The 12,106-nt window shown below is 72.6% G+C and carries 12 protein-coding genes; 4 read left to right on the top strand and 8 right to left on the bottom strand.

The features are described from left to right. Positions 1 to 81 precede the first annotated feature (81 nt). A complete protein-coding gene (locus tag ACJX2R_RS23880; RefSeq protein WP_413101794.1) occupies positions 82 to 1,383 on the top strand; it encodes a hypothetical protein in 1,302 nt (433 codons plus the stop codon). 67 nt (positions 1,384 to 1,450) lie between these two features. Here the strand turns inward: ACJX2R_RS23880 and ACJX2R_RS23875 are convergent, their stop codons facing one another. From ACJX2R_RS23875 to ACJX2R_RS23865, 3 genes are all read right to left on the bottom strand, one after another. Beyond that, positions 1,451 to 2,332, bottom strand: coding sequence for an ABC transporter ATP-binding protein (locus ACJX2R_RS23875; protein WP_413101793.1), 882 nt, complete (start codon positions 2,330 to 2,332; stop codon positions 1,451 to 1,453). 86 nt (positions 2,333 to 2,418) lie between these two features. Further along, complete coding sequence (locus tag ACJX2R_RS23870; RefSeq protein WP_413105940.1) at positions 2,419 to 3,642, bottom strand: FecCD family ABC transporter permease; 1,224 nt, start codon at positions 3,640 to 3,642, stop codon at positions 2,419 to 2,421. A gap of 5 nt (positions 3,643 to 3,647) precedes the next feature. Next, positions 3,648 to 4,757, bottom strand: coding sequence for a FecCD family ABC transporter permease (locus ACJX2R_RS23865; RefSeq protein ID WP_413101792.1), 1,110 nt, complete (start codon positions 4,755 to 4,757; stop codon positions 3,648 to 3,650). Between the two features lie 66 nt (positions 4,758 to 4,823). On the opposite strand from ACJX2R_RS23865, the gene ACJX2R_RS23860 reads away from it, so the two are divergent. Beyond that, on the top strand, positions 4,824 to 5,465 hold the full coding sequence (locus ACJX2R_RS23860) for an HAD family hydrolase (RefSeq protein ID WP_371105968.1): 642 nt from the start codon (positions 4,824 to 4,826) through the stop codon (positions 5,463 to 5,465). 112 nt (positions 5,466 to 5,577) lie between these two features. Here ACJX2R_RS23860 and ACJX2R_RS23855 read toward each other — a convergent pair whose 3' ends face one another. After that, positions 5,578 to 5,886 (bottom strand): hypothetical protein, encoded by a 309-nt coding sequence (locus tag ACJX2R_RS23855; protein ID WP_413101791.1) that lies wholly within the window; start codon positions 5,884 to 5,886, stop codon positions 5,578 to 5,580. A 168-nt stretch (positions 5,887 to 6,054) separates the two neighbouring features. Between ACJX2R_RS23855 and ACJX2R_RS23850 the strand changes: the two genes are divergently transcribed. Then, on the top strand, positions 6,055 to 6,438 hold the full coding sequence (locus ACJX2R_RS23850) for a cold-shock protein (RefSeq protein ID WP_317259519.1): 384 nt from the start codon (positions 6,055 to 6,057) through the stop codon (positions 6,436 to 6,438). A 135-nt stretch (positions 6,439 to 6,573) separates the two neighbouring features. Here the strand turns inward: ACJX2R_RS23850 and ACJX2R_RS23845 are convergent, their stop codons facing one another. The 4 genes from ACJX2R_RS23845 to ACJX2R_RS23830 all read right to left on the bottom strand — a co-directional run bounded on the left by ACJX2R_RS23845 (position 6,574) and on the right by ACJX2R_RS23830 (position 10,863). After that, positions 6,574 to 7,464: a 1,4-dihydroxy-6-naphthoate synthase gene (locus ACJX2R_RS23845; RefSeq protein WP_413101790.1), complete on the bottom strand. Its 891-nt coding sequence runs from the start codon at positions 7,462 to 7,464 to the stop codon at positions 6,574 to 6,576. Further along, positions 7,461 to 8,273, bottom strand: coding sequence for a futalosine hydrolase (gene mqnB, locus ACJX2R_RS23840; RefSeq protein WP_413101789.1), 813 nt, complete (start codon positions 8,271 to 8,273; stop codon positions 7,461 to 7,463). The genes ACJX2R_RS23845 and mqnB overlap by 4 nt, the downstream gene beginning before the upstream one ends. A gap of 172 nt (positions 8,274 to 8,445) precedes the next feature. After that, positions 8,446 to 8,952: a hypothetical protein gene (locus ACJX2R_RS23835; protein WP_262699189.1), complete on the bottom strand. Its 507-nt coding sequence runs from the start codon at positions 8,950 to 8,952 to the stop codon at positions 8,446 to 8,448. Between the two features lie 141 nt (positions 8,953 to 9,093). Next, positions 9,094 to 10,863, bottom strand: coding sequence for an MFS transporter (locus ACJX2R_RS23830; RefSeq protein WP_413101788.1), 1,770 nt, complete (start codon positions 10,861 to 10,863; stop codon positions 9,094 to 9,096). A gap of 165 nt (positions 10,864 to 11,028) precedes the next feature. On the opposite strand from ACJX2R_RS23830, the gene ACJX2R_RS23825 reads away from it, so the two are divergent. Continuing rightward, positions 11,029 to 11,931, top strand: a complete 903-nt coding sequence (locus ACJX2R_RS23825; protein WP_413105939.1) for a DUF3027 domain-containing protein — start codon at positions 11,029 to 11,031, stop codon at positions 11,929 to 11,931. The last annotated feature ends 175 nt before the right edge of the window (positions 11,932 to 12,106 follow it).

Raw genomic sequence — 12,106 nt, 5'->3', positions numbered from 1 at the left:
GGGGTGCGGCGGGATTCCGGTTCCGCGCGGTACCGTCGGAGCCGATTGATACGCCGACGGTGCGCATTCTCAGGGGTCTTGGTGGGGATCGAGAGCGAGAAGCTCGTCTACGACTATCTGAGCCGTGTCGGTGACCTGGCTCAGCAGCAAGGTCTGTCGTCCGGTGAACGTATGCGGCTGGTCTCCGGGCTCCGTGCCGATATCGACCATCGCCGGGCCACCGGAGGCGCGGACAGCCCGGCCGGGGTGAAGCGGATCCTGTCCAAGCTGGGCTCACCGGCCGATGTGGTGGCCGCCGCGGGTGGCCGAGGCCCCGACCCGGGATCGGGGGGAATCGGTGGTGAGCCCAGTACGGCGGGCAGCGGTAGGGGCGGCGGCGCGGGCAGCGCTACGGGCGGCGGTGCGGCCCCGCGAGGGGCCGCCGGGGCGGCGCGGGCGGCCCGCGACAAGCTGGCCGGGCTCGCCAAGAGCAGCGGTCTCACCGGTAAGGTGCCAGCCCCGCGCGAGGAGGACGCCCCGGGGGTGCCCGGTACCGGCCGGAACGGGGACGGGCGCGCGAATCGCACGCCGGGCGACGGCACCCCCTCCCTGATCAAGCCGAGGCCCGCCACCCCCGCCACGCCCCCGTCCAACGCCGCCTCGCCGCCGCACCTCGCGGGCGAGGACGAATTGGGCCCGCGCGAGTCCGATATGGACTGGTGGCATGTCGAGCCGGGCCCGTTCGCCCAGCCCGAGCAGCGCGACGCGCAGTACGGCGCGGTCGAGGGGTTCACCGGCGGGATCGAGATCCCCGAACTGCTCGGTAAGGGCAAGTCGGCCGAGCAGGAGCGCCAGGAGCGGCGCGAGGCCGAGGAGAAGGCGGCTGCGGAAGCGGCCGCCGCCGAGGCCGAGGCGGACGCCGAGGCGAAGGCGAAGGCCGAGGCCAAGAAGGCGGGGGCCGGGGGCAAGCCGCGTAGCGGGCTGCGCCGCGTACTGCTCGGGCCCGGTAAGGCGGGTAAGGCGGCCGACCAGCCCGCGGGCGGCGGCGTCCCCACATGGCTGTCCGGGCTCGGCCCTGTGCTGCTGGTGGCGGTCGCACTCCTCGTGGCGGGTGCGGCCCTGGGCAACATCATCCTGATCGCCTTCGGCTGGGTGATCGCGTACTACAGCACCTACCGCCGCTCCCCTGCCGAGGCGAAGTGGGCCGCCCTGGGCATGCCAGGCCTGGTCGCGGCCGGGGCCGCGATCTGGCTGTATGGCCGAGCCGACGGCAAGTGGGGCGAGCCGATCCCCGAACACGGCTGGAAGGACGCCCTGACCGAGACCTGGCCCTACGTCGTCCGGGGCGCGGCCATCGCCTCGGTGCTGTTCCTCCTCTGGCGCGCGGCGAAGCGCAAGAGCTGACGCGAGGCGCAAGCGCTGACTCAGGGCTACGGCGTAGGGCCGACGCCGGGCGCCAGCCCTGCCGCGCTCAGCCTTGCTCGGCGGCCTGCCAAGGCGTGCCCGGGACGACCAAGGGGCTGCCGGTCACCGGGTCCGGCACGACCACCGAGTCGAGGCCGAAGACCTCGTGTACCAGCTCCGCCGTGACGATGCCCTCCGGGCGGCCGCGGGCCACGATGCTGCCGCCCTTCATCGCGATCAGATGGTCGGCGTAGCGGGCGGCCTGGTTGAGGTCGTGGAGGACGGCGACGACCGTACGGCCGCGTTCGTGGTTGAGCTGGCGCACCAGGTCCAGCACCTCCACCTGGTGGGAGATGTCCAGATACGTCGTCGGTTCGTCCAGCAGCAGCAGATCGGTCTCCTGCGCGAGTGCCATCGCGATCCATACGCGCTGCCGCTGCCCTCCCGACAGCTCGTCCACCGGGCGGTCGGCGAGCGCCGTCACGTCCGTGCGCTCCATGGCGTCCGTGACGGCGCGTTCGTCCTCCTCCGACCATTGCTGCCACCACCGCTGATGCGGCTGGCGGCCACGGGAGACGAGATCGGCGACGGTGATCGCCTCGGGCGCGACCGGGGTCTGCGGGAGCAGCCCCACGGACTGGGCGATCTTCTTCGTCGGGATGCGCGCGAGATCCGTGCCGTCGAGGAGCACGGCGCCGCCGCGTGGCCGAAGCAGCCGTCCGAGGGCGCGCAGCAGGGTGGACTTGCCGCAGGCGTTGGGGCCGACGATGACCGTGACCTCGCCGTCGGGTATCTCCAGGTCCAGCCCGTCCACGACGGTGCGGTCCTCGTAGGCGAGGGTCAGTTCGCGTGCGGTGAGCCGGTTAGGTTGGTTTGGGCGGTTCAGCCCATTCGGCCCATTCGGCTCGTTCGGGCAGTTCGGCCGGTTCACGGAAGCGGTCTCCGCCAAACCGGCCTCCCCCGGACCGGCCTTCCCCGGGCCAGTCTCCTCCGGACCGGGCTCCGGGCTCGTTCCCGTTGTGGACGCCGAAGCGGTCATGCGGCGGTGCCTCCCTTACGGCCGCGTCCCCCGGAAGACAGCAGCAGGTGGATCAGATACGGGGCGCCGACCGCCGCCGTCAGTACACCCACCGGCAGTTCGGTCGGCGCGAACAGCTTGCGGGCCAGCAGATCGGCGGTGACGACGATGAACGCTCCGGTCAGGGCCGAGCACAGCAGCGGGATCTGGGCGGTCCGGGTCATCCGGCGGGCGATCTGCGGGGCGAGCAGCGCCACGAAGTCCACCGGGCCGGCCGCGCCCGTAGCCATCGAGGCGAGTACGACGCCGAGGGCCACCAGGCCCAGCCGCGCCCGCCCGAGCCGTACGCCCAGTGCGGTGGCCGTGTCGTCGTCCATGGACACCGTGCGCTGTGCCCGCGCCGCCCACAGCACACCGGGCAGCAGCACCAGCAGTGCCCAGCCGAGGGGAGTGGCCTCGCCCCAGCCACGTCCGTTGAGCGAACCGGTCATCCACACCTTCGCCTGCTGGGCCACGAGATAGTCGCCCTTGGTCAGGAAGAGTTGGGTGATCGAGCGCAGCGCGACGGCGAACCCGATGCCGATGAGTACGAAGCGGGCCGCCTGGAGTCCGCCGCGCCAGGCGAAGACGTAGACCAGTGCGGCGGCGGCGAGGCCGCCCGCGACGGAGAGGTACGGCAGGACGGCGTAGGAGCTGACCCCGTAGGTCATCGCGCCCACGGTCACCGCGCTCGCGCCCTGGCTGACGCCGATGATGTCGGGGCTGGCGAGGGGGTTGCGGGCCACCGTCTGGATCAGCGCGCCCGCGATGCCGAAGGCGGCGCCGACCATCAGGCCGAGCGTCATCCTGGGCAGCCGCAGCGTGCCGACGACGAGGTCGTTCGGGGTGGCCTGGCCGAGGCCCCACTGGGTGTGCAGGACGGCTTTCACGGCGTCGCCGGGGGCGATGAAGCTCTCGCCGACGCACAGATACGTCACGCAGGCGGCGGCGGTGGCCAGGGCCAGCCCGATCGCGACGAGCGCCGAGCGGCGGTGCAGCAGGAACGATCCGCCTCGTCCGCCTCGGCCCCCACGTCCCCCACGTCCGCCATGCCCCTTGCTCTTGATACGGATCAGGCCGTACCCGGCCGGTCGGATCCCGGGGCGAGCCCCCGTGCGGACCTCCGCGCGGACCTCCGGGCGGCCCTCCGTCGCGCGGTCCCCCTCCGCGCGGACCGTACGGGCGTCGTTACGGCTCTCCATCGCCGTCACGCGGCCACCGCCTTCCGGCGCACCAGCGTGACCAGGAAGGGCACCCCGATCAGCGCGGTCATCACGCCCGCCGGCACCTCGCTCGGCGGGAAGACGACCCGGCCCACCACATCCGAGACCAGCAGCATCACCGGGCCGATCAGGGCGGCCATCGGAAGCACCCAGCGGTGGTCGGTGCCGACGATCGCGCGGGCGATATGGGGGACCGCGAGGCCGATGAACGCGAGCGGACCGGCGGCGGCGACTCCGACACCGGTGAGGATCGTGGCGCCGAGGGCGGCGACGATCCGTACGACCGCCACGTTCTGGCCGAGCCCCTTCGCGACGTCCTCGCCGAGCGCCAGCGCGTCCAGACCGCGTGCCACCGTGATCACCAGCACCGTGCCGACCAGCAGGAACGGCCAGATCTGGCCGACGATCCCGGTGTCACGTCCGGCGAGCGAGCCGATCTGCCAGAAGCGGAACTCATCCAGGGCCGCCGCCTTCGTCGTCAGCACGCCCGTGGTCACGGATACCAGCAGGGCGTTGATCGCGGCGCCGGAGAGCGCGAGTTTGACCGGGGTCGCGCCGCCCCGCCCGCTGGTGGCGATGGCGTAGACGGTGACCGACGCCAGCCCCGCCCCCGCGAAGGCGAACCAGACGAAGCCGCTGAGCGTGTGCACCCCGGCGAAGGCGATCGCGAGCACCACGCCCACCGAGGCGCCCTGGCTGATGCCGAGGATGCCGGGGTCGGCGATCGGGTTGCGGGTGACGCCCTGCATCACGGTGCCCGCCATGGCGAGCGCCGCGCCGACCATCAGCCCGATGAGGGTGCGCGGCAGTCGCAGGGACCGCACGATGTCGGCGGCGTCGCTCGAACCGCCGTGCAGCAGCGCGTCCAGGACCGCGCTCGGGGCGATCTGGCGGCTGCCCACGGCGAGGCTCAGCAGGACGGCGAGCAGCAGCGCGACGACTGCCGCGGCCGTCCAGCCGAGGCGGCGGCGGACCAGGGAGGCGCGGACCGGGGAGGCGGGTGCCGGGGAAGTGGGTGCCGAGGAGGCGGGGGCCGGGGAGGCGCGGACCAGGGGGGCTCTGGGAGGGCGGTTGCTGGTCCGGTCGGCGGTCATCGCGTCCGTTCGCTCGTCGGCTACGAAGTTAGGCGAGGCTAAGTGTATGGGGTGGGCCGAGGCACAATGGCGGGCATGTCTTCGCACTCCGCTCTCACCGTCGGCTTCGACCTCGACATGACCCTCATCGACTCCCGGCCGGGCATCAAGGCGGCGTACGAGGCGCTATCGGCCCGGACCGGCACCTACATCGACTCCGACCTCGCCATCACCCGGCTCGGCCCGCCACTGGAACAGGAACTGGTGCACTGGTTCCCCGATGAGCGCGTCGAGGAGATGGGCGAGCTCTACCGCGAGCTCTACCCGGAGTACGCGATCGCGCCCACCCCGGCCATGAAGGGGGCGCGGGAGGCGATCGAGGCCGTGCGGCGGTCGGGCGGCCGGGCCATCGTCGTCACCGCGAAGCACGAGCCCAACGCCAAGCTGCACCTGAGCCACCTGGGCATCGAGGCGGACGCGGTGATCGGCTGGCTGTGGGCCGAGGCCAAGGCGGAGGCGCTGCGGGAGTACGGGGCGACGGTGTACGTCGGGGACCACACGGGTGACGTACGCGGCGCGCGTACGGCCGGTGCGCTGTCCGTAGCGGTCGCCACCGGGCCCTGCGCGGTGGATGAGCTGCTCACGGCCGGCGCGGATGTCGTGCTGGACGATCTGACGGCGTTCCCGTCCTGGCTGTCGGGCTACATAGGCGATCGCACGGCGGGCTGAGCTGCCCAGCTCACGAGTTCACCAGCCCACCAGCACACGGCGCACCAGCTCACCAGCACACGCCCCACCAGCTCAGCCAGTCTGATGCACCCGGTTCACCCGTCCACCCGATTCACCCGGACGGCGGTACGGGGGGCCGTGACACCCGGGCGGCGGCCGCGGCCTCCCGCCGCTGTGCCGCGATGGAGCGCAGCAGCCCGACGGCGGCGAGGGCGAAGCCGACGCCCATCAGCATGCAGACGACGTACGCCACCGAGGGCAGCGGATCCGCGCCCAAGAAGAGCGGCGCGACGGTGACGAGCGTGGCCACCGCTCCGATGGCGAAGACGATGACGCCGGACCGGATGAGCCGGTCGCCGGGAAGGGGCGCCTCTCGAGGGCGGCCGGGGGAGCCGCCGCGGTGCGGGGTTTCATTACTCACCGGACCAGGGTAGATCCGTGCCAGAGCGCGCATAGGAACCACCCGGGTACGTCTTGTCACCAGGCTCGGGACCATTAGCCTTGGTGGTGGCGGGTCTTACGACCCGCTGTAGTGCTATCGAGAGCTGTTTTTCCGTGTTTTCCGACGAGCGACGAGGACGAGACAGACGTGCCTACCGGCAAGGTCAAGTGGTTCAACAGTGAGAAGGGCTTTGGCTTTCTCTCCCGCGATGACGGTGGCGACGTCTTCGTTCACTCGTCGGTGCTTCCGGAAGGCATCGACTCACTGAAGCCGGGGCAGCGCGTGGAATTCGGCGTGGTGGCCGGAAATCGCGGGGATCAGGCATTGTCCGTCACCGTTCTCGATCCGACTCCCTCCGTGGCGGCCGCCCAGCGCCGCAAGCCGGATGAGCTGGCGTCCATCGTCCAGGACCTGACCACGCTGCTGGAGAATGTGACGCAGCAGCTGGAGCGCGGCCGCTATCCGGACAAGGCACACGGCCACAAGATCGCGGGCATGTTGCGGGCGGTGGCCGACCAGCTCGACGTCTGAGACCTGAGTCCGGTCTGCGTCTGACTTGACCCCGGTCCGAGATACCCAATTCCTTCAGCGGAGCCGGATGGATATCCATCCGGCTCCGCTTGGCGTGCGACCACTTGCTGAAGCGTGCCGAAGCGTGCCGAAGCGTCAGACCGCGTCCAGCGCACTGGGCCCGAGTGGCGGTACCAGCCCCTCCGCCGCCGCCCGGGTCAGCAGCCCGCGCACCGCGGCGTAGCCGCTCTCGCCGAGGTCGGCGGTGAACTCGTTGACGTACAGTCCGATGTGCTGATCGGCCACGGCCGGGTCCATCTCCTGGGCGTGGTCCAGGACGTACGCCCGCGACGCCTCCGGGTCGTCCCAGGCCATCCGTACCGATGTCCGGGCGGCGTCGGCGAGCTCCCGGAGCCGCTCGGCACCCAGTGAGCGCTTGGCGATGATCGCGCCGAGCGGGATCGGGAGTCCGGTGGTCTGCTCCCAGTGCTCACCCATGTCAGCCAGGCAGTGCAGTCCGTAATTCTGATAGGTGAACCGGGCCTCGTGGATGACGAGCCCGGCGTCGACCTCGCCGTCCCGCACCGCGGGCATGATCGCGTGGAACGGCAACACCTTGATCTCGCCGACCCCGCCCGGCACCTCGGCGGCGGCCCACAGCCGGAAGAGCAGATACGCGGTCGAACGCTCGCTCGGCACCGCGACCGTCTTCCCCGCCAGATCCTTGCCGGTGAGCTGCTGTCCCTCGCCGGGCTGCCGCGAGAGCACCAGCGGACCGCAGCCGCGGCCGAGCGCGCCGCCGCAGGGCAGCAGCGCGTAGTCGTCCAGCACCCACGGCAGTACGGCGTACGACACCTTCAGTACGTCGAACTCCCCGCGCTCGGCCATCCCGTTGGTGATGTCGATGTCCGCGAAGGTGACATCGAGCGCGGGCGCGCCGGGGACGCGGCCGTGGGCCCAGGCGTGGAAGACGAACGTGTCGTTGGGGCACGGGGAGTAGGCGATCTTCAAAGGCTCAGTCAGGGGGTCACTCAGGGGCTCAGTCACTGCCGGGTTCCTTCCGGGTCAAAGGTCCAGGTGCCGAGGAGGGGGGCGATGGTCGCGAAGGCGCCCGTGAGCGCTTCGAGCGCCTCCCCGATCCGCCAGGCCGCGCGGTCGCGCGGCCCGACGGCGTTGGAGACCGTCCGTACCTCCAGGGTGGGCACGGACTGGGCCGCGGCGGCCTCCGCGACGCCGAAGCCCTCCATGGCCTCGGCGACGGCGCGCGGATGGCGGCGCAGCAGCTCGGCGGCCCGTTCGGCGCTCCCGGTCACGGTCGACACGGTGAGCACGGTGCCGCGCACGGCGTCCGTCGCCTCGGCGACGGCGGCGACGAGCGGGGCGGGCGGGAGGTGTTCCACGGTTCCGAAGCCCAGGTCGGTGACGGCGGCGAAGCCGTCGGGGGTCTCGGCGCCCAGGTCGGCGGCGACGATGGCGTCGGCGACGACGACGGAGCCGAGGTGCGCGGCGGCGGAGCTGAGGTGCGCGGCGGCGGGGGGTGCGGGGGAGGTCGCTGGGTTTGAGATCGCTGTGCCGAAGCCGCCGCCGATACCGGCCGATACGGCGAGGTCATAGGGGGTGCGGGCGACCGCGGCCGCGGTCAGGGCGGCGGCGGTTCCGGCCGCCGCGGCCGCCGGGCCGACCCCGGCGGCCAGGACATCCACGGTGAGCGGCGGCCCGGTGGGCGGCGCCGGGCTCAGCCGGTGGAGCACCCCGCCGGGTACGGGGAGTTCGGCCAACTCGGGGGCCGTGGCACCGACGCCCCGTACGACGGCGTCCCGCTCGGCGGGTACGGCCGTGACGATCAGTACGCGCATGGGTGACTCCCCCTTGTCACACACAACCCTGTCACGGCGCGGCCGGTTGCCCGGTGCGACCGGGCCCCGTCCTGCGGAGTTCCGCCCGTCAGGAGCCCAGTCGGGAGTCCAGTCGGGGGTCCCGACGGGAATCCCGCCAGGGGTCCGGTCGGGGCTCCCCTCGGGAACCCCGTCAGGAGTCCCGTTCCAGCGTGAAGCGCCAGATGCCCTTGACGCCCTGGCTGCTCTTGCCGAGCTCGGCGACCGTGATCGTGACCTTCTTCTCGAGCGTGGTCTGGCCGGTCTGCGGGTTCTGCTTGGCGAAGAGCGTATCGCTGTCGAAGCTGCGGTACGTCTCCTTGCTCGCCTCGGCCATGACCGGGTTGTTGGCGATCAGGCCCCAGCTGGACTTGGCGATCTCGGGGTCCACCCCGAGCCGAACCTTGTCCCCAGGGGTCACCTTGATCGTCTTCTCGGGCTTGGCGGACAGGCAGTCCTTGAACTTCTTCGAGCTCAGATCCTTGCCGTCGCCGTAGCAGCCGTTGCTCGCCTCGGCCGTCACGGTGTTCGAACCGACCGTCACCGTTGCCAGCGGGGTCGGCTTGTCGCAGGCGGAGAGGGCGACGAGCCCGAGGGACACAGCACAGGCGGCGGTGACGGCGCGGCGGCCCTTGCCCCTGGAAAACAGCGCAGCGGTCATGCGGGCAGGCTATCTGGCTCCACCGATCGCCTCGCGCGCGGGTACGACTCGCCGAGGGCGGTCCCGCCAGGGACTCACACTGCCGGTTGCTCCCAGAACGCCTCCGGCGGCCCCAGTACCCACACTGCCCGTAGCTCCAATTCACGCCACCCGCGGATACGGCGCCCCCTGCCGGGAGGCGCTCAGCAGTCCGCGGACGCTCAGCGCCGTGCCCAGCGCGATCACCGCCGCGGCGACCGCCATCCCCAGCACCCCGTGGAGCGGCAGCACGATGCCGATGGCGCCGCCGACGACCCACGCCATCTGGAGCGTCGTCTCGGACCGCGAGAACGCCGAGGTGCGGACCTCCTCCGGGACGTCACGCTGGATCAGCGCGTCCAGCGACAGCTTGCCCAGCGCCTGGGAGATCCCGGCGGTGGCGGCCACGGCGGCCACCGTCACCGCGCCGTAGAGGGCCGCCGACACGATGAGTACGCCCAGGGCGGAGCTCAGCACCACCGCGATGATCAGTTCCGGGCCGCGCGCCCGCAGCCAGGCGCCGATCGCGGTGCCCAGCGCGTTGCCGCCGCCCGCGCAGACCGCGGCCAGGCCGAGCGAGACCTCGGGGCCGAGCCCGCCCAGCGGCTGGTCGCGGAGGAGGAAGGCGAGGAAGAGGGTGAGGAACCCGGACAGGGCCTTCAACGCGGCACACGCCTGAAGGGCGTGCAGCACGGAGGGGCCGACCGTACGGAGGCCGGGCCGCCCGGCCCGGCCCCTCCAGAAGGCGATCCTGGAGAAGGCGATCCGAGGGAAGGCAGCCCTGGAAAGGGCGGTCCTGTCCCCACCGGCCGCCGAGGCGGCCCTGGTCCCGCCCACCCTGGCCTTGGGCTTGCGCACCGTGACCGGCAGATGCAGATGGCGCTGCCCCGAGGTCAGCTGCGCCCTGGCCTCGCCCTTCGAGGAGTCCACCTTGTGCGGCAGGGTGAACGACAGGAATCCGCCCAGCAGGAAGATCACGGACGCCCCGTACAGCGGCCAGCTCGGCCCGATCTGGTGCAGCCCGGCCCCCAGCGGGGCGGCCGCGCCGGTGGCGAGCAGCCCGGCCAGGGTGACCCGGGAGTTGGCCTTGACCAGGGAGAAGTGGGGTGGGAGCAGCCGTGGCACGACGGCGGAACGGACGACTCCGTACGCCTTCGACGCCACCAGCACGCCCAGCGCCGCCGGATACAGCTCGAGCCCGCCGCCCGCCACCGCGCCCGCCATCGTCAGCGCCAGCACCACACGGGTCAGCATCGCGCCCGCCATCGCCGCGCGGCGGCCGTGCGGGAGGCGGTCGAGCAACGGGCCGATGACGGGGGCGAGCAGCGCGAACGGCGCCATGGTGATGACCAGGTAGAGCGCGACCCGGCCACGGGCCTCGTCGGTCGGTACCGAGAAGAAGATCGTGGAGGCGAGGGCGACGGTGATCAGCATGTCGCCCGCGGAGTTCACCGCGTGCAGTTCGATCAGTTTGCCGAGCCCCGACTCGCCGGCGCCGTGGGCGTGGGTGGCCCGGCGGATGCCGCGCCCGGCCGCGGTGAAAGGGAGGCGGAGCGCGAAGGGGAGACGGAGCGCGTGGACGATCCAGCGGCCCGACCTCCTGGTCGAGCCGCCGCTGTACCACCGCGTTCCTGCCACCTGACCATGGTGCAGCCCAAGCGGCCGAAGCGTCAGACCTTCGACGGCTTTCCGGATGGCGGGGCCGCCGGCGTGGATCGGCAACACCCCGCTGTCCAGCGGAAATGCGCTTTCGCGGGGGCGGGCGGGGAGGGGGCGTACGGCGCCGTGGCGGGAGGTGAGGATGAGACGGGGGTAGGGCCGGTGCGGCCGGACAAGGTAGCGTGCGTAACCGCGCCACCGAGGGTCGTTCCTGGCCGTGTGCCGAGTAGCCATCCCGCAGAATGGGACGTACAAGGTGCGCCCGAAGGCCGGATGGGCGCGGACGTCGACGCGGCCCCATGGTCCGCTCCGTCCGCGGTCCCGCGACGGCCGTACGGCTGGCGCACCAGGTCAGACGGCTGCGACGGCGTGGAAGAGAGAATCGATCCTGTGAGTGCGATGCGAAGCCGTACCCCCGACCGCCTGTGCGCCGAGGCGGTCGAACTCGCCCGCGAGGCGGCCGTGGAAGCCGCCCATCCGGGGCAGGTGGGCGAGTATCTGGGCGCTGTCGCCGAGGGCGACCGCGTGGTCACGCATCTCTTCGAGAGCCCCGAACCGGGCTATCGCGGCTGGCGCTGGGCGGTCACGGTGACCCGCGCCTCCCGCGCGAAGGCCGTCACCCTGGACGAGACGGTGCTGCTACCCGGGCCCGACGCGCTGCTCGCGCCGGAGTGGGTGCCCTGGAGCGAGCGGCTGCGCCCCGGCGACATGGGGCCGGGCGATCTGCTCCCCACCGAGGCCGATGATCTGCGCCTGGAGCCCGGCTACTCGGGCGAGGACGCCCCGCCGCCCAACTCCGCGGTCTCGGAGGAGATGCAGCAGCTCGCGGCGGTGGAGGAAGCCGATGTGACGGCCGGCGCCCCCGCGGCGCAGACCGCCCCCGCGACCGGCTCGATCGCGGCCGTCGCCGAGGAGCTGGGCATGCGCCGCGCCCGGGTGCTGTCCCGCTACGGCCTCCACGTCGCGGCCGACCGCTGGGACGAGGCGTTCGGCCCCAAGACCCCCATGGCCCAGGCGGCCCCCGGCACCTGCGCGAGCTGCGGCTTCCTGGTGGCCCTCGGCGGCTCGCTGGGACAGGCGTTCGGAGTCTGCGCGAACGAGTTCAGCCCGGCGGACGGCCGCGTGGTCTCCCTCTCCTACGGCTGCGGCGCCCACTCGGAGGCCGCCGTCATGCCCAAGCCTCCCCGCCCGGCCGAACCCGTAGTCGACGAAACCGTCGTCGAACCCCTCCCCCTCCACCCGGACCGCACGAGCGGCTCTGTCGAGCCGGACACCCCGCCAGAGGAACTCGGCCACAGCTGAGGGCCGCGGGACCCCACCCCACGACGTCCCCTGGCCGGGCCGCCCCCGGCCGGGGCTGCGACGCCCAGGGGCACCTATGGGGTGTTGCGACCGGCGGGCCCTTCCCCTCCCCGCCCTTCCCGCAGCATGCGTTCGCGGCTCCGCCGCGCGGCAGGGCGCTCCGCCCTTGGACCCC

The sequence above is a fragment of the Streptomyces sp. Inha503 genome, assembly GCF_047215865.1.
GTDB classification, from domain to species: Bacteria; Actinomycetota; Actinomycetes; order Streptomycetales; family Streptomycetaceae; genus Streptomyces; species Streptomyces lycopersici.
The sequence above is the reverse complement of the archived record's forward strand: the minus strand, read 5'-3'. Positions and strand labels throughout refer to the sequence as shown.